Genomic DNA, 20701 nt, shown 5'->3' with positions numbered 1-20701 from the left:
TTCATGTTCAGCCACACGTGGCAGTAATTCTTTCAAAGCCTTCATTTGGCGGCCTTGAAGTTGCCCTTCTACAATTGAATTTCGCAAAGATACTACATCTTGAGTCCGCACCTTACCACCATTTTAAATAACATATCTATGCCTTCTGGTGTTCGACTAGCATTTCCGCCCAATATAATAATAAAGAATTGATATTGCAAATCATATAAATGAATAATTTACTAAAATCTCTGAGATTCGTACTGTGCTGTTTTAGTATAAAGGGCTTTGAGAATGACATTTACTAATCTCAGCCCATAGTTTGTCATTCAACTGCTTTTGTATTGGATCTGGACAAACAACGCGATGGAACGAGAAGCATCATACAAACCATAGAGGTATAGTTGCTTGAAAAGCGGTCTAATCCATGTAAAATTTTGGTTCAGTGTAATGAATTTCACATCTTTCCGGGTCAACCTGTTCTACCATAGAAGGGTGATACGCCGTGCTGGGCAGACCACCTTGGTCGGGACGGTTACGTCTTGTTCTAAACCAGCTACACAGGCTGTCTGGCATGCGCGGCAAGTACGCCTTTACTTTGATTCGAAGCGGAGTGTCCAGATGTTGAATACTGAATTGGAATACCGTGAGCGCATCAGGAAGTTGGCCGTGTGTATTGTCAAGCACTACCGGGGAAAAGGACCGGACAACGTCAAGGTTTCACTGGATTCGCCGCTCCGGATTACGGTAGAAATTCGAGGTACATTGTCTAATTTGTCCGAAATTCTCGTTCATGAAGGGGCTGAGGACAAGGTCAGGGAATATTGGGACGTCCTTCGTCCCTATCTAGAAAAGGAGTTTATGAACGAAGCCGAAAAAACACTCGGCAGTCCCTTCACTTATACTTGGGAGGTCTGCCCCTCCGTCCATGGAGACGGACACATTATCATTACTCTAGAACTACAACACATACACCGGTTGGATTAGCGGGAAGGAGCTTGTCTCCTCGCTCGCGGATAAGCCAGTACAGGATGCAGCGTAAAGCGGCATTTTTGTATTGGCTTTTTTTATGTTACGAGTTTCATCTATTTCATATAAAAGAGGTGCTGCACTTATGGCAGACAAGGTATTGACCGTATGTCCCTACTGCGGGAGCGGTTGTCAGCTTCATTTGCTGGTGGAAAAAGGACAGGTAATTGGCGCAGAGCCGGCTGGTGGTCGTACGAATGAAGGAACGCTGTGTCTGAAAGGACACTATGGATGGGATTTTTTGAATGACCCGCAAATTCTGACTGCACGCTTGCGCAAGCCTATGATTCGCAAAAATGGAGTTATGGAGGAAGTGGAGTGGAAGGAAGCCATTCAATATACTGCCGAACGGCTATCAGCAATTAAGGAAAAATACGGACCCGACTCCATTATGGGAACGGGCTCCGCACGCGGTCCGGGTAATGAAGCCAATTATGTCATGCAAAAGTTCATGCGAGCGGTCATTGGCACGAACAATATTGACCATTGCGCTCGTGTATGCCACGGCCCTTCTGTGGCAGGTTTGACTTACTCCCTCGGAGATGGAGCTATGTCCAACTCTATTCCTGAAATTGAACACTCTGATCTCATTTTCGTGTTTGGATATAATGCACCCGAAACACATCCGATCGTCGCAAGACGCATTGTAGCTGCCAAGCAAAGAGGCGCCAAAATTATTGTATGCGATCCGCGCATGACCGAAACAGCTCGTATTTCGAATATGTGGCTACCCTTAAAGGGCGGTTCGAACATGGCTTTGGTGAACGCTTTTGGTCATGTACTTGTGCATGAAGAACTGTACGACAAACGATATGTTGAAGCAAACACAGAAGGCTTTGCCGAATACGTAGACAGCATTAAAAAATATACTCCCGAATATGCGGAAGGCATTACGGGGGTCAAGGCGGCCGATATCCGGGCGGCTATGAGGGAATATGCAAAGGCCCCTACCGCTACAATTTTGTACGGAATGGGCGTATGTCAATTTTCACAGGCCGTTGATGTGGTAAAGGGGCTTGCTTCCCTTGCACTGTTGACTGGAAATCTGGGCAAGCCGAATGTGGGAATCGGACCTGTACGGGGACAAAACAATGTACAGGGTTCCTGCGACATGGGCGCATTGCCGAATGTGTATCCTGGTTATCAGGATGTAACAGACAACACAGTCCGCAAAAAGTTTGAAAAAGCATGGGGTGTTGAGCTGCCGCGTAAAAAAGGATATCCACTTACGGAGGTACCACACCTCATTCTGAAGGAGAACAAGCTGAAAGCTTATTACATTTTCGGCGAGGACCCTGTACAAAGTGATCCGAACGCCGCCGAGTTGCGTGAAGCCCTAGACCAATTGGAATTTGTCGTCGTCCAGGATATTTTCATGAATAAAACAGCGCTACACGCCGATGTCATCCTCCCTTCTACTGCCTGGGGCGAGCATGACGGTGTATATTCTTCGGCAGATCGGGGCTTTCAGCGCATCCGTAAGGCCGTTGAGCCACAGGGTGATGTTAAGCCAGACTGGGCCATTATTAGCGAGGTTGCTACCGCCATGGGCTATCCTATGTCCTATGCAAACACAGAAGAAATTTGGGATGAAATGCGCAGCCTCAGCCCATTATTCTCCGGTGCCAGCTACCAAAAAATGGAGCAGCAAGGCGGCGTGCAATGGCCCTGCCCTACTGAGGATCATCCAGGTACACCGTATTTATATAAAGGAAATCAATTTTCGACACCTAGTGGCAAAGGCAGATTATTCGCCTGCGAATGGCGTCCACCACAAGAACAACCGGATGCAAAATACCCGCTTGTCTTGTCCACAGTCCGTGAGGTAGGTCACTATTCCGTTCGTACCATGACTGGCAATTGCCGCGCGCTGCGCCAGTTGTCTGATGAGCCTGGCTTTATTCAGATTAGCCCAGAAGACGGAGCAGATCTGAATATTCTGGATGGCGAAATTGTTGCCATATCCTCCCGTCGGGGACGCATCATGGCACGGGCACAAATCAGTGACCGTGTGCAACAAGGTGCGACCTACATGACCTATCACTGGTGGGTTGGAGCATGCAACGAGCTGACCGCTGATTTTCTCGATCCGGTATCCAAAACCCCGGAATTAAAATACTGTGCCATCCGTCTGGAGCGGATCGCCGACCAAGCGCAGGCCGAACGTGATGTACATGAATCGTACCAACGGATTCGCAGACAGATGAACGTCCAGGAAGCTGTTTTGGCTGATAAGGTGACGAGATGAGCGGCACAGGGAATATGATGCACCGTCCGACAGATACCCGGTTAGCTTCGACGAGTAGAATGGGAGCAGCCAGTAGAACAAGCGCTGTTGCTTCTTCTTTTGTAGTCGCGGACGCCGGACAGTGCATCGGCTGCAAAGCCTGTGAACTGGCGTGCTTCGCCGTTCACAGTCAGGCTAACGGCATAGGAGCTTCGGTCGGAACCGTCAGCGTACCTGTTGTACCCAAGGTGTATGTTGTACGTACAGGGAATATGTATGTGCCGGTGCAATGCCGGCATTGCGAAAATGCCCCCTGCGCACATGCCTGTCCGGTGCAAGCCATTCGTCAGGAGGACGGCGTCGTTATGATTGATGAGGAACGATGTATCGGCTGTACCTCCTGTGTTTTGGCCTGCCCCTTCGGGGCAATTGAGGTGTCTCCGGTCTACCGGGCAGGACACGTTGTAACGCAGTCCGGCCTGACTCACCGTGCAAATCGAGTCGCCCTTCCCCGCACCGCAGCAAGCAAATGCGATCTGTGCGCGGAAACAGAGAACGGACAGCCTGCATGTGTAGAGGCCTGCCCGAATCATGTCCTACGGCTGGCCAAAGGTATATCCGACTCACCTCCAGAGCCCCGGCGGGAAGTCTTTTTCCCACGCCTATAAGGTCAAAATCAGCCGCAGAAAGGTAGAAAACCATGTCAACCACAATAGACAAGATCTCTTCGCCTCCTTGTATGAAGACGACTGATTGCACAGACCCTGTCATTCATATTGACCCTACGCTCTGCACAGGATGCAGACGTTGTGCTGGGGTTTGTCCAGTTGATGCCATAGAGGGATTGCCCGGAGAACCGCAAACCGTTAATGCAGACCGATGTGTTATTTGCGGTCAATGTGTACAAATATGCAGCGTATACGCATCTGACTGGGCAGGTTCATCTCCACAGGAAGGCGCCGCTAGACGGCTGGAACGTATCCAAGAACGCGATATGCCTGTCGACATCAGAGAGCCGCTATTCGCTGCCTATTATAGCTACAACTTGAATAAGGTAGCCGATATGATGACCAAACCTGGACAGTTTCGGATCGTCCAGTGTGCTCCTGCCATTCGTGTTTCACTCGCGGAGGAATTTGGAATGCCGTTCGGCACCTTGACGCCTGGGAAAATGGCTGCTGCTTTGCGCCGCCTTGGCTTCGATCGAGTATACGACACCAACTTTGGAGCTGACGTGACCATCATGGAGGAAGGCACTGAATTGATTCGTCGCGTGACCGAAGGCGGTCCCTTACCCATGTTCACATCCTGCTGTCCAGCATGGGTCCGATTTGCAGAAATAGAATATCCCGATCTGCTAGACCATCTATCCAGCTGCAAATCTCCGATGCAAATGTTAGGAGCGCTAATCAAATCTTATGGCGCACAACTGGACGAGGTGGAACCTGCGAATATATACAGCGTTGCCATCATGCCCTGTACCTGTAAACAATTTGAATGCGATCGTCCCGAAATGGAATCTGACGGTTACCGTGATGTGGATGAGGTACTGACCACACGTGAACTTGCATATTGGATCAAGCAGCGCGGAATTGATTTTGCAAACCTGCCTGATGAAGAATTCGATTCACCGTTAGGGCAATATTCAGGTGCAGGCTCCATTTTTGGAGTCACCGGAGGAGTCATGGAAGCTGCCATCCGTACAGGTTACGAGCTGCTGACAAATGAAAAACTGCCGAAGCTCCAGCTCGATTTTGTACGTGGTGAGGAAGGCATTCGAGTAGCTGAGGTTCAGGTAGGCAAGCTGCAGCTCAAGGTAGCGGTCGTCGCCGGGCTACAACATGCCTATCAGCTACTGGATCGTGTCCAGGCGGGCGAATGTGATTATCATTTTATTGAGGTGATGGGCTGCCCTGCTGGATGTATCAGCGGAGGGGGACAACCCAAGCTCATGTTAGAAAAGCAACGAATTGAAGCTTATCGGGCACGTAAATCCTCCATCTATGGACATGATGCTGCACACCAGGTACGAAAATCGCATGAGAACCCTCACATCATCAAACTTTATGATGAATTTCTAGGTGAGCCGCTGGGTCATGTGTCGCATCATCTGCTGCACACCACCTTCCAACAACGGGGGCCCGGCAAGCAAAGCCGCAGCAACACTATTTCCACCAAAGGGGATGCGGATTACTCCATTCATTAATACATTAAGTTATTTTTATGCTGTATACATTATTTTTGTTGTTAGTTAGAGAGGAGTCGAATTGTATGAACCGTTTTGTTTTAGCTGATCCCGATCAATGTATCGGCTGTCGTACCTGTGAAATCGCATGTGTCATCGCACATTCAGCGGAGAACCCTTTTATCTCGCCGGATGATGAGTTTCATTTTCACCCTCGTCTGAAGGTTATCAAATCATTTGGGGTCACTGCACCCGTTCAGTGTCGTCACTGTGAGGATGCTCCATGCGCCAACGCTTGCCCGAACGGCTCTATTACGAATGCAGATGGCTGCATTCTCATTAATAGCGAAAGCTGCATTGGCTGTAAAACCTGCATGATCGCCTGCCCTTACGGCGCGATTAACATGGTACCCGAGTATCGAAACGGGCAGCCTGTCGTGCAGGATGGATTGTATACCAATATGTCAGGACGCTTGCAACCCAAAGAGCGCATGATTGCCAGCAAATGTGATTTATGCGAAGGCGTGGACGGCGGTCCGGCCTGTATTGGTAAATGTCCAACACAAGCCCTCAAGCTGGTCGAGCCAGATCTGGTTCATGCCCGGGTTGAAGAAAAACGCGCTGCAAGTGCACGTCAGCTACTGCATATGACACGCATTCCGGCAACGGGTCTATGACCGAAGATTTCCCTCTGCCTACAAATACGCGAACCGAGCGGGATGCGCTAGGAGAGATGGAAATTCCCGCAGATGCCTTATACGGTATTCACACCGCACGCGCGATGAACAATTTTGTGGTCAGTGGCAGGCCCGTGAACCAAAACTTGATCCACGCTCTTGTGTTGGTAAAAAAAGTAGCCGCTCAAGTGAATGGTGAGCAGAAACGGCTTCCTGCCCAACGGGCCTCTGCCATTGTAAATGCCTGCGACGAAATACTCGCCGGGAGGCACCAACATATGTTTACCGTGGATGCCATGCAAGGCGGCGCAGGCACCAGTACCCATATGAATGTAAATGAGGTCATTGCTAATTTGGCCATCGTACAGCTAGGAGGCAGACCAGGGCAGTATGAGATTATACATCCTCTGGATGATGTGAACTGCTGCCAGTCTACGAATGATGTCTATCCGACAGCGCTACGAATTGCAGCGATACGGCTGCTTCGGCCTTTATGTGACACGATGTCTTCATTACAGGATGCTTTACAGCATAAAGAAACAGAATATGCCGACCTGCTCAAGCTAGGTCGCACTCAGCTAATGGATGCCCTGCCCATGATGGCCGGGCAGGGCTTTGGCGCCTACGCAAAGGCTGTAGCGCGCGATCGCTGGCGTCTCTATAAAGCCGAAGAGCGGCTGCGGGAAATCCCTATTGGAGGCACGGCGATTGGCACAGGTATGAACGCACCCCGTGCTTACAGCTATCGGATGGTCGAAAAGCTGGCGGATGAGACTGGCTTTGGACTGAGTCGCAGCGACCACCCGATGGACCCGATTCAAAATATGGATGTATTTGTGGAGGTGTCCGGTCTACTCAAATCAGCCGCCGTGAATCTGTACAAAATATCTGGCGATTTTCGCCTACTGGCCTCTGGTCCTTTCGGTGGTATTGGCGAATACACGCTGCCTCCAGTTCAGGCCGGATCCTCTATTATGCCTGGCAAGGTCAATCCGGTAATAGCTGAAATGGCAGGACTAACAGCCATGCGTGTGATAGCCGAAGATGCGGCTATCACTATGGCCGCTGCCTCCGGTCAGTTGGAACTAAACGCATTCCTGCCGCTCATTGCCGAATCGCTGCTGGAGTCGCTACATATTCTGAACAGCGCGGTTCGACTATTCGAGGAACGATGTGTGCGCGGCCTGATCGTGCGTGAGGAACGCTGTACTACAAATTTGCGTAACTCAGCCGTGATGGCTTCTGCGCTGGTCGCGGAGCTTGGCTATGATGAAGCTGCCTCCATTGCATCTGCAGCCATTGTGCAAGGTCGCACACCAGAGGATATTGCAGAAGATCGCGGCCTACTGACCCGTTCGAGGATTGACCAATTATGCCATCCCTATACAGTAACCAAACCCGGAATTCCGGGGCAGGAAGAAGGAACTCACCATGGGAATGAATGATACCCCTCGTAGCAACCGACCACATATTGTCCTGCTCGGTCGCCGTAATGCAGGCAAATCCAGCATTCTGAACACCCTGACTGGTCAGCCCGTCGCTGTGGTATCTCCTGTAGGAGGAACGACCACGGACCCAGTTTTCAAACCGATGGAGCTGCTCCCAGCGGGTCCCATTGTTCTGGTGGATACCGCCGGACTGGACGATGAGGGTGAGGTCGGGGAGCTGCGCCGCAACAAAACGCTAGAAATACTTAATAGTACAGACTTGGCCTTGCTCGTTATCGACGCCACCGTTGGAGTCGGACCATTCGAGCATGAGCTACTCGAAAAGCTCCGCACCAAAAAGATTCCTGTTATTGGGGTATTGAATAAGGTAGATACCCTTACTGAATCAGATAAAACGGCTACAAAGCTGGCAACTGAATTGGATCTCACCCTAATTCCTTTCAGTGCATCTTTGCTCCGGGGAGACACGGAACTGAAAAAGGCTATCACGAATACTCTCCCCCAAAACGAGGATCGTTTCCGTATCGTCGGTGACCTGTTGTCACCCGGCGATGTTGTTGTGCTGGTCGTCCCAATCGACAAAGCTGCACCAAAAGGCCGATTGATCCTGCCACAGCAGCAAACAATCCGCGATACACTAGAGAGCGATGCCATCGCCGTAGTAACCAAAGAACATGAACTACGATTGACGCTGGAGAGATTGGGACGTAAGCCTCGCTTGGTCATTACCGATTCACAGGTTTTTATGAAAGTAGCGGCCGACACGCCCAATGATGTGCCTCTTACCTCTTTTTCCATCCTGTTTGCCCGTCATAAAGGCGATCTGGACGAACTGGTACGAGGTGCAAGAGCCATTGATCGCCTCAAGGATGGAGACCGTGTACTCATTGCCGAAGCCTGCACTCACCAATGCCAATCTGACGATATTGGTCGAGTGAAAATCCCCCGCTGGCTCCGCCAAACGATAGGCAAACGTCTCATCATCGAGCATGCATCCGGCTCCAGCTTCCCTGATGATCTGAGCGAATATGCACTGGTTATTCATTGCGGTGCATGCATGCTCAATCGGCGTACGATGCTTCATCGAATGTCTGAAACGAAAGCTGCCGGAGTGCCGATTGTGAACTATGGTATTTTCATCGCTTATGTACAGGGGGTCTTTCCCCGTGCTATTGAATGCTTCCCATCTGCTATGCTGGCATGGGAGCAAGCTGTAGAAGCCGGCAGTTATTCCTAAAAGACCTTATCTCGTCATTAATATTTTTTTCCAGATACACAAAAGCAGTCGCGCTGATTCCAACGCGACTGCTTTTTATTTTCAAGTTCTATTATAAATCATGAGAATTTTCATAGCGTGAAATGATACTACGAATAATATAAATTGCTAAAAATACAAATCACGCTCGCCTGCTTCCAGTCGCTCCAGTCTGTCAAGCGTCAAACGGCGCGTCGATTCACGTGGTATACGCTCCAAATTCTCTCGCAGAGCGGCAGCTCCCAGTTCACGCGCCTCCTCATCCCCATAATCCAGCAGATATTCTTGGAAGGTCAGCAGCGAATTCGGCTGGCACACATTATGAATTTGTCCTGATTTGGCAAGCTCCATGAAACGATCTCCAGTTCGCCCCTCACGGTAGCAAGCTGTGCAGTAGCTCGGCATATATCCACCACGGCACAGACTTTTAATAATTTCCGATGGTGAGCGATGATCCCCTACCTCAAATTGAGGCTTATCATCAGTTTCCTGTTTTGCATATGCCCCTACGCCTGTAGCTGAACCTGCACTAATCTGCGACACGCCTAGACCAATGACACGATCCCTGTATTCCGGCTCCTCGCGTGTGGACAGGATCATACCAGCATAAGGGACAGCCAGTCGAAGAACGGATACAATTTTCATAAAATCCTCATCGTTGACCAGGTACGGATATCGCTCCAGGTCTACATTTTCAGCCGGACGCAATCGTGGAACTGAAACCGTATGAGGACCACACCCAAAAGCTTCTTCCAAGTGCTCGGCATGTTTCAGCATCGCTACGGTTTCATAGCGGAAATCATACAGACCGTACAATACACCAATCCCCACATCATCTATACCCGCACGCATGGCTCTGTCCATTGCGGTGGTGTGCCAATCAAAGTCCCGCTTTGGTCCCTGCAGGTGGAATTTACGATAGCTTTCCCGATGATACGTTTCCTGAAATAAAATATACGTACCAATGCCCACCTCTGCCAGCTTCCGATAGTCATCCTCGGTTGTGGATGCAATATTCACATTGATCCGCCGAATGCTGCCGTTATCTACCTTGACCTCATAGATCTGGCGCAGACAATCGACGATATAGTCAATGGGACAATGGACTGGGTCTTCCCCAGCTTCCAGTACGAGCCGCTTGTGTCCCAGTTCTTGAAGCACTCTAACCTCCTCCACCAATTCCTCCGGTGTCAGACGGCTACGAGTAAAGCTGTCATTGGTATGTTTATAACCACAATATTCGCAGTTATTCACGCAGTGGTTGCTTACATATAAAGGGGCGAACAGCACAATCCGGTTGCCATAAATTTGTTCTTTGACTGCCCTCGAAGATTTGAACATCTCTTCCAATAATTCAGGATCATCCACATGCAAAAGAGCCGCCGCTTCACTCGCACTCAGTCCCCGGCAGGCTCTCCCCTTTTCTAAAATTTCTAAAATACGGTGTCGATCTGTTGCCTCTTGTTTCCCCTGCTCCACTGCTGCCATAATCTCTGCTTCATTAATAAAATCCGCCGACACTTTCTCCCGTACTCCACTCACGTATACCCATCTCCTTATTTATGGTTACTGCAATGTTTCCGTTGTGGCCTCACAAAGTTTCCTGTCTCATAAGTTGTCGTTGCACCCTCAAACTATCGCCGCGCCCCATATCGACTTCAAATCCCGCTCCGCGAATCCGCAGCTCCAGGCAATGTCGACATTGGGCAGACTCATCGCCCAAACATATTTTGTTCTCATAAATCGCATACTTAGGTCTCACCGCCAGTGGCGACAAATTGGGCATCACCACATTTGCCCCTGCCTGAAGCGCCTTCTCCCTGCCTTGGGGATGAATCGTTCCCATTGCCGTGGACGCCGGAATAAGTGCATCTGGAACGACCAATCGGGATAACGAAATAATATCGAGTGCCTTTTCCATGCTCCCCTGACTGGCATCCCGAAGCGGCGTGTTGCTATGCGGTAAAAAAGGGCCAATCCCGATCATATCTGGTGATAGGCTGTGTAAATAGACCAAATCGTCTGCTAATTCACTATTCGTTTGTCCTGGTAACCCCACCATACATCCGGCCCCGATCTGAAAGCCGATTCGTTGCAAAGCCAGCAGACGGCTGCGCCTGCTTTCCATCGTCATCGTCGGATGAAGCTTGGCGTACAAACGGGGGGAAGCTGTCTCATGCCTCAGCAAAAAACGGTCCGCGCCCGCTTCGTATAATTGCTCATAAGTTTCATCATCCCGTTCACCGATGGACAGTGTAACCGCCACATCCGCAAAACGGCTTTTAATTTCGCGAATCAATTTCGTCAGCCGTGCTGCTGTAAACCAGTAATCTTCCCCACTTTGCAGCACAAAGGTCCGATAACCGAGTTCATACCCCTCCGCACAACAGGCCAGAATTTCTTCTGGCTGCAAACGGTAACGATCTGCCTGTTTATTCGAAGCGCGCAGCCCACAGTACATGCAGTCCTGACGACATATACTGGAGAATTCAATTAATCCCCGTAAAAAAACACCTTTGCCATAGCGCTCCAATTTGGTGCGAGCTGCCAGGTGGCGCAGTTGAGCCCGAAGCGTTGGCTCATCATCCAGACGTGTCAGCAACTCCATCATTTCCGTATGCGTCCATTCCTTGCCGTCAGCCAGACGCAGTAATAATTCGTCCGTGACTCATCCCTTCTTCCCTCGTCCATCCGGACTTCACATCATCAGCGGCTTGTACCGTACATGTATTATTCTAGCAATATCGGAGAAGATGTAACGTGATTAGTTTCACAAAAAATCCCATTTTATAAAAACCTCCCCCAACTTCTGCCCCAAAAAATACACATTTATATCAACACACAAAAAAGCTGTCTCCTCCTAATAAGGGAAGAAACAGCTTTTGTTGATGGTTCTCTTATTACTGAATCAAATCAATCGCCTGCTGGGGTACAAAATAATCAACACCGTTAAATACAACTACACCGTTGAGCGTGGTGTTTTTACCATTCAGCGTAGCGACATTTTTGTATACCGGAAGCTCCAGCTTGTTACTGCCTTTGGTCACCGTAATGACTTTCGTGTCCGCAGTAAACTTGGCTCCTTTAGCTTCAAAAGCGGCTTTTGCAGGAACAAAAAGCTGCTTGCTGACCGTATCCAAATCCAGTCCAAGTACACGTGTCATATATTTATTGACATCAGTATTGTCGATTACACCGGTTGGACGGTCTCCGTTCGGCGCATACGTGTACAACACGACATCGCCTCCTGTATGTCCGCCTGTAGTCCAGCCAATATTCGCACGTTTGCTAATGATTGGTCCGACAGCATAGTTCATGCTGCCTTCTTTGGCATCTTTAATGGTTTTCACTTCTTCGTCTGTCAAATCGGTGATGCCAAAATACGTGGAAAGCACTTCTTTAATATTGCTGCGATCTGCATTCAGCTTGGCTTCCAAGCCTTCACCTGTCAGCTTCGCTTTTTTCAGTGGATCTATAAAAGAAGCTAAAGGTGTTTTGTCATAATTGCTAGTTGTATCGCTGCTACCAATCGTCAATCCACCGTTTCCGTGGTCTGTCACTGCTACGACGACTGTATTTTGGTTTTGTTTGGCGTAATCCACAGCAACTTTCACTGCATCGTCAAACGAAAGCACGTCACTAATAATTCCGGTTGGATCATTTGCATGGGCGGCCCAGTCCACCTTACTGCCTTCTACCATTAAGAAGAAGCCTTTATCGTTTTTGGACAACACATCAATGGCTTTCGATGTCATTTCTGCCAGACTAGGTTCCTTGGATGCATCGCGATCCAGGTTATACGCAAGGGCTTCGGGAGAAAAGCTGCCCCAGAGCTTGCTGGAGGTCGAATTTTTCAGCCCTTCAGGAGTCGTGACAAAGTCATAACCCTGGTCTTTAATTTGGGCTACCAAATCTTGGCCATCTTTACGCCCTGCTGCCTCCAAAAACTTGCCGCCTCCACCTAACACTACATCAACCCCGTTGTAGGCTTGCTGCATGCTGAGTGCATCATAATTTTTACGATCAGGATAATGTGCGGTAAAATCAGCTGGTGTCGCATGCATAATCTCCGAAGTCGCAATAATTCCAGTCGATTTCCCTGCCAGCTTGGAAGCCTCAAGAATCGAAGCTACAGGCTTTTTGGCGTCACCCGCTGCAATGGGTTGTTGTCCAGGCATTGTCGCTTCATCAGGAAGGACACCTACATACCCAGTATGAGATTTATGTCCTGTGGCAAAAGCAGTACCCGCTGGAGCAGAATCGGCAATCGGAGCATCCGCAGAATGCGTACGCACCATGCCGCTTGCCATGCTGTCTAACGTTAAGGAAGATCCTTTGTACCATCTAGCCAGTGCAGTGGCGTCATTAGCCATACCGTCTGGAATCAAAATAATTACGTTTTTAATCGACGTGTCCTTTTCGACTGCCATCGCCGTCCCACCGCTTACTGCTAGCATCATAGTCGCTACGAGTGCAGCCACCGATTTTTTCGTATGTATCCCCCAACATTTTAGCATTCAATTTCCTCCCAGACACTTTATTGTACAATCAGAACTAAGTCTAATCATACTTTGTCAGGAGAATGTTAAGGGGATTGCCTAACTATATTAAAGATGCTCTCTGGAGTATTGGTCTCACTCAAATCGTCCCTGAATTACCGATACGATACTTTCACGGAGTGCTTTGGCGTTTTGTGACTTATACGGATCAGCATTAAAAAGGATTGTATCTGCTGTGTAGTTTTCTTTTATACGTCCCAATCTGTCCCCATATCCCAAAATTTCAGCGGCGAACTCCGTGGCAGCCTGCCAGGCCTCTTTTCGAGTTAATCCACAGTCTATGAGTGTGTCTAATTCCTCAAGGTTACGTCCATGTAACGAAGGTGTGGCAAAATCTGTACCGAACGCAATTCGTACGCCTGCTCTTTTGGCATAGCTAACGGCTTTAGGGTGGGCTTCGGCGGCGCGGGCGGCGCGATCACAAATTTCCCTGTCGAGTGAAAGAACTCCAGCAGGGTCTGCAGCAATACGATAGATGGAAGCAGTAGGCACAAAGGCTGTTCTGGATTGCGCAAGCCGGTTGGCTTGATCCTCGGTCAAATACATTCCATGCTCTATAGATTCCACTCCAGCGTCAATAGACCAATCCACAGTAGGTCCGCCCCAGGTGTGAACCATGACTTTTATGTTGCGTGCATGGGCGCTACGCACAATAAAAGAGAATTCTTTCTCAGAAAAAATCGGGTTCAGCACTGTATCTGGCGACGAGCCTAGTCCCCCCGTTGCAAGAATTTTAATCCAACTTGCCCCCGAATCAATAATTTTTGTTACCCGCCGTTCCAAATACCTAAGACCTCGTGCGTCTCCGGCTCCAAGCATATCACCACTGGTATAAACTCTTAAAGGCTGGCTATAATGCTGACCTATATGCTTCACCGTACTTGGAAAAAGCCCACCTGCATCACGCACTGAAGTCACTCCAGCCTGGAAAGTAGCCTCAAAGGCTTGCGCCTGCATCACTTCGATCTCCAGTTCATCGCGCTTCTCTTGGTCAGTATGATTAAAATCCGTCCATGCCAAATGCGTATGAAGATCAATTACGCCGGGGCTAATCCATAAATCGCCATCTGGGCCATTTTGTTGAGTATGCGAGGATAAGGACTCTGCAATGGACGAAAAACGACCATTGGTGATTGTTATATCGAATCGTTTCCCATCAATCCCCGCCACAAATATATTTTTGTAGATTAACTCTTTTGGAATTTTATTTTCCATATTCATTCCCCCAAATTAACCTTTGGGCGGCAAGCGCATGATAAGGGTCTTGATGTACAAACTCAGCAAGCGTTTGGATAGCTTCTTCAACGCTTTGTTGATTTGCCTTTGCCCCAAAATGGTTAATGCGTAAGAGTTTATTATGTAATTCTCCATCTCCGGGTGCGACAATGCCTATGGGCTGTTCGATATTGAAATTACCGCCTTGAGGAATTCGAACCGTTGTAGTCAACGTTGAGTAGCTATCTTTATTCCGCTGCCACGGTTCAAGGCCCAAGGCTTTAATGCCAGCAATTGCAGCAGATGTAGTTAAACGATGGCGGCGGTTGACCGCTTCCAGACCTTCTTCTTCAATAAGCTTTAATGCCTCTATAAGCGCACGGGCTTCCAAAACAGGGATGTTGGCAGGAACTCGCACGGGCGTCACATGATTAGGGGAACGCTTTAAGTCAAGCAAAGACAGTATGGAATTGCGCGGCGCATTGTCGTTGGAGGCCAGAAACTCCCAGCCACGGGGAGAAATCCCCACAGCGCTGATCCCGTTAGGCCCGGATAGTGCTTTTTGCGCCCCTACAGCTACAAAATCAATTCCCCACTCGTCCATAAGCACCGGTTCGCCCCCGATTGCAGAAACTGAATCTATCACGGTTATAATGTTTGATTGACGCGCAAGCTCCATGATTTCCCTTGTTGGATTAGAGCCTCCTGTGACCACTTCCGCCTGCACAAAAGAAAGCGCACATGGGTTATATCGCTCAATCGCTGCGGCGACTTCATCTACAGTTACCACTTCATCAAAAGATGTTTTGAGTTCGATGACTTCTGCTCCGCCACGCGCAAGCCAGTTACCAAAAATCGTTCCATATGGACCTGTCACAATGTTTAGAATTTTACGGTCGGGCGCAGATATGCCTGCTGCTATGGCTTCAATTCCCAGGATCGCCTCGCCCGGTATGATTACCGGGGATTCTTGGGTGGACAGGAGTTTGGAGAGCAAGTTAGTTAGCGTATCAAACTCCGATATTGTAAGAGGTACAAATCCTTTATTATTTTGACTCATAAATACCTCCTGCAGATTGGGATATTGGCATTTTGGGAACAGCGGACAAAAGCTCACGGCTATAAGGCGTTTCAGGACGAGAAAAGAATTTCTCCTTGGAGTTGATCTCAACCAGCTTCCCCTGCCGCATTACAGCAACAATATCGCTTATAGCATTTATAACTCCCAAGTCATGAGAGATAAAAAGCATCGTAAGATTAAGCTCCGATTTGAGTGTGCTCAACAGTTCAAGCATACTCCGTTGTACCGAAACATCCAGTGCGCTCGTTGGTTCATCTGCGATAAGTATGCTTGGCTCAACGCTTAATGCGCGGGCAATTGCTATCCGCTGACGCTGACCGCCGGAAAATTCGTGAGGGAATCTGCCAAGGGCGCTTTCATCGATGTGAACACGTGTAAGCAGTTCCCTACATCTCTTGTCCACTTGAGCGCGGTCAACAATCTTGTGAAAAAGTAAGGCTTCGGCAAGAATTTGCCTGATCGTATGCTTTGGATTTAGCGAGGAATCCGGGTTTTGAAAAACCATTTGTATTCTTTTATGCTGCTCCCGGCTCCGTCGCTTGCCCAGTACCTGAGAACCCAGCATGATCCGGCCCTCATCCGGGGCGATCAGCCCGGCTATTACCCGCGCGAGGGTAGACTTTCCTGAACCCGATTCTCCCACAAGACCAAGCGTGGTACGCTCCTGCAGCTCTAGGCTTACTTGATCAAGCGCGGTGAACTTACCATAAGCAACCGTTATATTTTCTATCCGCAAGGCTGTTTTCATAAATCCGTGCTCCTTTCAAGATCCGGGAGAGGAAGCACTGAGCTTATCAGCAACTGTGTATACGGATTTTGCGGGTTCTGTAAAAGGGGCAAAGTGTCTCCCCACTCTATGATTCTTCCCTCTTTCATAACGCAAAGCTTTGAGCACATCGAAGCAGCTACGGCAAGATTGTGCGTAACAAACACCATGGCAAAACCCAGCTCCTTTTGAAGACGTGAAATAACGTCAAGTATTTGCCGTTGAACCGTTACGTCAAGCGCAGTTGTTGGCTCATCACAAAGAAGGATGCCCGGCTTGCACGCCAAAGCCATCGCAATAACAATACGTTGGCACTGGCCGCCTGAAAGCTGGCGGGGGTAACGGTCAGTATGCTTTAAGGAATCGGGAAGACCGAGCATTTCAAGCAGTTCCAAAGCTATTGTACGCGCGACCTTCCGGCTCACCTTCTGCCTGTAGTACACAACCTCGGCAAGCTGCCGGGCCACCGGGCAAAGAGGGTCAAGTGCCCTTATCGGGTCTTGAAAAATCATTGCGCATCTGCCATTGCTCCTAATATTCCCGCCAACTTGTTCAATACCGGAGGGAAGCAACCCTATGATGGAGCGAAGCGTGAGCGATTTTCCAGATCCGGATTCCCCCACAAGTCCTATACTTTCGCCCGCTTCAACTTTGAGACTCACATCGGTGACCAATTTATGATTCGATTGCGTCGCGAGCGACAAATTTTCCACTTCTAAAATTGGATTCATAGCATTCATTTTCTTCTCCATATATCTGCTAGCCCATCGCCCACAAGGGATAAGGCTATCCCTGTATATACTACCGCAAAACCCGGGATTGCTGAAAGCCACCACTTAGTAGATATAAAGGGCTGTCCATCAGAAATCATAGTTCCCCAATCCGGAGTTGGCGGCGCAATGCCGATACCTAGATAACCTAGCGTAACAATGGCCACAAGCAGAACAGCCATGTCCGTCATAAGCACTACCACCGCTTGCGGTAACACATTCGGAAGAAGATGGCGCAGTATGATTTTAATATCCGGGATTCCCAGAGTTTTTGCAGCGGCTATCCATTCCTGCTTGCGAAATGATGCGCTAAGACCCTTGACCACGCGCGCGTATACAATCCAGCCAACCAGGATAAATGTAATGTATATTCCCTGTTCACCCGTACCGCTTGCAAACGCCACTATAATTACAATCAAATAAAAAGGGAACGCAATAAACGTATGGGTCAAAAGCGTGATAACCGTGTCTACCCATTTACCATAATACCCGGCAAGCATTCCCAGAAACACCCCCATACAAAAAGGGATGATCTCCGCCAGCACCATAATCTTCAAATCAGTCCGTGCGGCATAGATCAGCCGTGTAAACAAATCACGCCCCAGTTGATCGGTTCCCAGCCAGTGTTCGAAGGACGGAGGTTGTAAAGTTGCCGAAATATTTTGGTCAGAAGGCTGGTAGGGGCTAATAACCGGTGCGAACACTGCAATACCTATGAGTAACGCAAACATAATACTGCCCCATAAAAGAGATGGAGTATTTAGTATTTTTCCCCAAGAGCGGTTGCTATGCCCCGCCTTCTGAATCTGAAGATCTAATTGCGTGCGTTTCATTGTTCTCCTTTCGTCCTGGGATCAAGATACCCAGAAGCAACCTCAATCACGAAGCCGATGATGACCACAGATATCGCACAATAAAGAGCAATCCCCTGTATAACAGGAAAATCTCGGTTTGAAATGGCTGAAAATAACAGGCTTCCGATACCCTTGAGACCAAAAACCTGTTCAATTACCAACGTGCCGCCCATCAGGTAGGCAATGTTTACGCCAAGCAGCATAAGAGCGGGAAGAGCGGAATTGCGCAGGACATGCTTTACCAATATAACCCGGTCTGGGATTCCCGCCGCCTTCAAGGTTACAACAAAATCAGATTCCAGCACTTCCAGCATCTGCGCTCTTAAAGAACGAACGAGCGAGGGAATTTGCGACAATCCGACAGTGATCGCTGGAAGGGCGAGACTGTACAAGATTCCAAGCCAGCCCTCGCCGACTCCCCCAACGGGAAACCAGCGAAGCCGAACGCTAAATACCAGAATCAGTAGCAGTCCAACCCAAAAAATCGGCATACCGAGCGTTACAGCAGGCAAGATGCGTATAATGTGGTCAAGCAGTCCGTCTTTATGTGTTGCCGCAAGGGTGGCCAGCACCAGCGAAACAATGATGGAAAAAAGACAGGTCATTGCAATGAGCAGCAGCGTCACAGGGGCCCGCTCAGCAATCAACTCTCTTGAAGAAGTCTCAAAAACAATCGAAACGCCGGTATCACCGTGTGTAAAGAAATTGTGCACAAAGCCTATAAACTGCTCCCAAAGAGAACGATCCAGCCCCAACCTATGACGCATACTCTCAATAGCCTCAGCTGTGGCGTATTCCCCCAGAATCATTTTGGCGGGGTCTCCCGGCACCAGCCTTATGATGAAGAAGACTGTCACCACCACACAGATGACTACTGATGCCGCTCTTATCATAGCGCGCACAAGCCATTTGTGTGGGGAAGTTAGATTTGCAGACAATCCGGCAGACTTTTTAAATAAATTGTGGGCCGTCAAGGATCTAATTACCTTTCACACGTACATCTTCAAAACGAACGCTGTTATTGGGAAGCACGACCAGGCCATCAATGGAAGAACGAACACCTTTCAGAATATCCGGATAATAAAGCGGGATGTAAGGTACCTCATCTGCAAGGATTTGTTGAAGCTTGGCGTAAATTCCCGCACGTTCTTCCCCATCAGGTGTTTTTTGCCCCTCGTGCAGGAGCTTGGTAACTTCATTGTTCGTGTAATGAGTCCAGTACGACTTGCTAAAGCCTTCCGGGTCTGTCTGGAAAGCGAGGATCGAGTTGGCTTCTGGAGAATCCGCCTGTCCGCTGTTGATCATTGCCGAAAAATCATAGGCAAAGAAACGCTCGCGGAATGAGGCCAACTCAACAGACTCGATTTGAATGTCTATGCCGATCGTTTTGGCAGCCGCCTGAATAATCTGTGCCTCCTGAGTTCTTGAGTTGTTACCAGAGGCAATGAGCAATTTTGTAGAAAACCCATTAGGGAACTTTGATTTTGCAAGCTCTGCTTTGGCAGCGTTCGTATCAAAGCTGAGCGCTTTAATCGTATCGTTCGTATTGTAGGGAATGGCTGGCGGCAAAAGCGAATTGGCTGGCTTTGCGAAACCAAAGGTAACCGCATTGGTCAATCCATTACGGTCAAGTGCCAACGCCAGCGCACGGCGAACGTGCACATCCGAAAAATGCTCGTCCAGGGTATTGAAGAACAATTGCTCTGTCACCCAGCTTCCATTGGTCGCCACCTTGGTATCAGTTCCTTGTTTTAATTCATTTACATTTTCAAGAGCTACAGACTCAATAGCATCTATCGCGCCAGCCTTCAGCTGGTTAATCGCTTGGCTGTCATCTTCAATGAGCTTGTAGACAAGTTCATCGATATATGGCTTGCCTTTCTGCCAATAGTATTTATTTTTGCTGAAAGTAAGATCACCGGCAGAATCCCATTTCTTAACGACGAAGGGACCGGTACCGACCGGATTCTTAAAGAATTCTTTTTCCGAGACACCGCCGAAATCCTTTGGAAGGATGCCGTTGGAAAAGTTTGAGAGTTCAGAAATAAACGGCGTATACGGCGCCTTAAGCTTAATTACAAGTGTTTTTTCATCTTGAGCCGAAAGCGAAGCCACCTGTGCCGCTATTGCAAGAGGACCTCCTACATTCAAATGACGCTGAATTGAAAAAACCACGTCCTCGGCAGTAACTCCTTTACCGTCTGAAAATTTCAAGCCATCGCGTAAAACAAAAGTATAGGTTAATCCATTCGCGCTAATATTGTGCGACGCTGAAAGCCAATCCACAATTTTTCCATCACTGTTAAAGGCGACTAGTGGCTCAAATACTTTGTCGATAGCAAAAGCATTATTTGATGTAATCTGATTATGCAAATCAAACGAGGTTACGGAAGCCGGGCGGCCATATGTAAAGGTTCCCCCTTCCGCAGGTTGATCAGCGGTTGTGCTTGGGTTAGTTGCGTTTGTATTTTTATCTGCATCATTTTTGGAGCCGGAGCATCCTGCCACGAGAACCAATAAAAGAAATGCTAAAGATCCAACCAAAAACGGTTTCCTAAAAGATACAATAAGTTTGGACATCCCATTTCCCCCTTTTCCCCAATAAAACATATTGTTTTAATATGAATAATATTATGGATGAACCCATTTGCCATGT

The 20701-nt window shown here is 48.7% G+C and carries 17 protein-coding genes; 7 read left to right on the top strand and 10 right to left on the bottom strand.

Annotated features, from left to right (window positions below):
• The first annotated feature begins 600 nt into the window (after window positions 1–600).
• The 7 genes from ACQW03_RS22775 to hydF all read left to right on the top strand — a co-directional run bounded on the left by ACQW03_RS22775 (window position 601) and on the right by hydF (window position 8782).
• Complete coding sequence (locus tag ACQW03_RS22775; protein ID WP_013310644.1) at window positions 601–966, top strand: hypothetical protein; 366 nt, start codon at window positions 601–603, stop codon at window positions 964–966.
• A 127-nt stretch (window positions 967–1093) separates the two neighbouring features.
• On the top strand, window positions 1094–3256 hold the full coding sequence (gene fdhF, locus ACQW03_RS22770; RefSeq protein ID WP_071641308.1) for a formate dehydrogenase subunit alpha: 2163 nt from the start codon (window positions 1094–1096) through the stop codon (window positions 3254–3256).
• The gene (locus tag ACQW03_RS22765) at window positions 3253–3903 is read left to right on the top strand and encodes a 4Fe-4S dicluster domain-containing protein (protein WP_076293074.1); all 651 of its coding nucleotides are present in this window, start codon (window positions 3253–3255) and stop codon (window positions 3901–3903) included. Before fdhF ends, ACQW03_RS22765 begins: the two co-directional genes overlap by 4 nt.
• 32 nt (window positions 3904–3935) lie before the next feature.
• Window positions 3936–5441 carry a [FeFe] hydrogenase, group A gene (locus ACQW03_RS22760; protein WP_441951855.1) on the top strand — a complete coding sequence of 502 codons (1506 nt, stop codon included), beginning with the start codon at window positions 3936–3938 and terminating at the stop codon, window positions 5439–5441.
• A gap of 65 nt (window positions 5442–5506) precedes the next feature.
• The gene (locus ACQW03_RS22755; RefSeq protein WP_028540676.1) at window positions 5507–6097 is read left to right on the top strand and encodes a 4Fe-4S dicluster domain-containing protein; all 591 of its coding nucleotides are present in this window, start codon (window positions 5507–5509) and stop codon (window positions 6095–6097) included.
• Entirely contained in the window at window positions 6094–7542 is a 1449-nt protein-coding gene (locus tag ACQW03_RS22750) for an aspartate ammonia-lyase (protein ID WP_441951853.1), read from the top strand. Before ACQW03_RS22755 ends, ACQW03_RS22750 begins: the two co-directional genes overlap by 4 nt.
• Window positions 7529–8782, top strand: coding sequence for a [FeFe] hydrogenase H-cluster maturation GTPase HydF (gene hydF / locus ACQW03_RS22745; RefSeq protein WP_441951851.1), 1254 nt, complete (start codon window positions 7529–7531; stop codon window positions 8780–8782). Before ACQW03_RS22750 ends, hydF begins: the two co-directional genes overlap by 14 nt.
• A gap of 147 nt (window positions 8783–8929) precedes the next feature.
• Here the strand turns inward: hydF and hydG are convergent, their stop codons facing one another.
• From hydG to ACQW03_RS22695, 10 genes are all read right to left on the bottom strand, one after another.
• The gene (hydG, locus tag ACQW03_RS22740; RefSeq protein ID WP_441951849.1) at window positions 8930–10342 is read right to left on the bottom strand and encodes a [FeFe] hydrogenase H-cluster radical SAM maturase HydG; all 1413 of its coding nucleotides are present in this window, start codon (window positions 10340–10342) and stop codon (window positions 8930–8932) included.
• A 49-nt stretch (window positions 10343–10391) separates the two neighbouring features.
• Window positions 10392–11444 (bottom strand): [FeFe] hydrogenase H-cluster radical SAM maturase HydE, encoded by a 1053-nt coding sequence (gene hydE, locus ACQW03_RS22735; protein WP_257791715.1) that lies wholly within the window; start codon window positions 11442–11444, stop codon window positions 10392–10394.
• A gap of 256 nt (window positions 11445–11700) precedes the next feature.
• A complete protein-coding gene (locus ACQW03_RS22730) occupies window positions 11701–13317 on the bottom strand; it encodes an alkaline phosphatase (protein ID WP_220029757.1) in 1617 nt (538 codons plus the stop codon).
• A gap of 117 nt (window positions 13318–13434) precedes the next feature.
• The gene (locus tag ACQW03_RS22725; protein ID WP_441951847.1) at window positions 13435–14574 is read right to left on the bottom strand and encodes an amidohydrolase family protein; all 1140 of its coding nucleotides are present in this window, start codon (window positions 14572–14574) and stop codon (window positions 13435–13437) included.
• Window positions 14564–15634, bottom strand: a complete 1071-nt coding sequence (locus tag ACQW03_RS22720; RefSeq protein ID WP_441951845.1) for a pyridoxal-phosphate-dependent aminotransferase family protein — start codon at window positions 15632–15634, stop codon at window positions 14564–14566. Before ACQW03_RS22720 ends, ACQW03_RS22725 begins: the two co-directional genes overlap by 11 nt.
• Complete coding sequence (locus tag ACQW03_RS22715) at window positions 15621–16403, bottom strand: ABC transporter ATP-binding protein (RefSeq protein WP_441951843.1); 783 nt, start codon at window positions 16401–16403, stop codon at window positions 15621–15623. Before ACQW03_RS22715 ends, ACQW03_RS22720 begins: the two co-directional genes overlap by 14 nt.
• Complete coding sequence (locus ACQW03_RS22710) at window positions 16400–17173, bottom strand: ABC transporter ATP-binding protein (RefSeq protein ID WP_441951841.1); 774 nt, start codon at window positions 17171–17173, stop codon at window positions 16400–16402. The genes ACQW03_RS22715 and ACQW03_RS22710 overlap by 4 nt, the downstream gene beginning before the upstream one ends.
• On the bottom strand, window positions 17158–18024 hold the full coding sequence (locus ACQW03_RS22705) for an ABC transporter permease (RefSeq protein WP_441951839.1): 867 nt from the start codon (window positions 18022–18024) through the stop codon (window positions 17158–17160). Before ACQW03_RS22705 ends, ACQW03_RS22710 begins: the two co-directional genes overlap by 16 nt.
• Window positions 18021–18983, bottom strand: a complete 963-nt coding sequence (locus ACQW03_RS22700; protein ID WP_441952461.1) for an ABC transporter permease — start codon at window positions 18981–18983, stop codon at window positions 18021–18023. The genes ACQW03_RS22705 and ACQW03_RS22700 overlap by 4 nt, the downstream gene beginning before the upstream one ends.
• A 40-nt stretch (window positions 18984–19023) precedes the next feature.
• Entirely contained in the window at window positions 19024–20625 is a 1602-nt protein-coding gene (locus ACQW03_RS22695) for an ABC transporter substrate-binding protein (protein ID WP_441951837.1), read from the bottom strand.
• Window positions 20626–20701: the final 76 nt, after the last annotated feature.

The sequence above is a fragment of the Paenibacillus sp. DRB1-1 genome (assembly GCF_052119485.1).
GTDB lineage: Bacteria > Bacillota > Bacilli > Paenibacillales > Paenibacillaceae > Paenibacillus > Paenibacillus polymyxa_B.
The sequence above is the reverse complement of the archived record's forward strand: the minus strand, read 5'-3'. Positions and strand labels throughout refer to the sequence as shown.

Bases quoted from the DNA above. Each gene is read 5' to 3' on its own strand.
- ACQW03_RS22775 (WP_013310644.1), top strand. From the start codon at position 601: ATGTTGAATACTGAATTGGAATACCGTGAGCGCATCAGGAAGTTGGCC.
- fdhF (WP_071641308.1), top strand. From the start codon at position 1,094: ATGGCAGACAAGGTATTGACCGTATGTCCCTACTGCGGGAGCGGTTGT.
- ACQW03_RS22765 (WP_076293074.1), top strand. From the start codon at position 3,253: ATGAGCGGCACAGGGAATATGATGCACCGTCCGACAGATACCCGGTTA.
- ACQW03_RS22760 (WP_441951855.1), top strand. From the start codon at position 3,936: ATGTCAACCACAATAGACAAGATCTCTTCGCCTCCTTGTATGAAGACG.
- ACQW03_RS22755 (WP_028540676.1), top strand. From the start codon at position 5,507: ATGAACCGTTTTGTTTTAGCTGATCCCGATCAATGTATCGGCTGTCGT.
- ACQW03_RS22750 (WP_441951853.1), top strand. From the start codon at position 6,094: ATGACCGAAGATTTCCCTCTGCCTACAAATACGCGAACCGAGCGGGAT.
- hydF (WP_441951851.1), top strand. From the start codon at position 7,529: ATGGGAATGAATGATACCCCTCGTAGCAACCGACCACATATTGTCCTG.
- ACQW03_RS22730 (WP_220029757.1), bottom strand. From the start codon at position 13,317: ATGCTAAAATGTTGGGGGATACATACGAAAAAATCGGTGGCTGCACTC.
- ACQW03_RS22725 (WP_441951847.1), bottom strand. From the start codon at position 14,574: ATGGAAAATAAAATTCCAAAAGAGTTAATCTACAAAAATATATTTGTG.
- ACQW03_RS22720 (WP_441951845.1), bottom strand. From the start codon at position 15,634: ATGAGTCAAAATAATAAAGGATTTGTACCTCTTACAATATCGGAGTTT.
- ACQW03_RS22715 (WP_441951843.1), bottom strand. From the start codon at position 16,403: ATGAAAACAGCCTTGCGGATAGAAAATATAACGGTTGCTTATGGTAAG.
- ACQW03_RS22710 (WP_441951841.1), bottom strand. From the start codon at position 17,173: ATGGAGAAGAAAATGAATGCTATGAATCCAATTTTAGAAGTGGAAAAT.
- ACQW03_RS22705 (WP_441951839.1), bottom strand. From the start codon at position 18,024: ATGAAACGCACGCAATTAGATCTTCAGATTCAGAAGGCGGGGCATAGC.
- ACQW03_RS22695 (WP_441951837.1), bottom strand. From the start codon at position 20,625: ATGTCCAAACTTATTGTATCTTTTAGGAAACCGTTTTTGGTTGGATCT.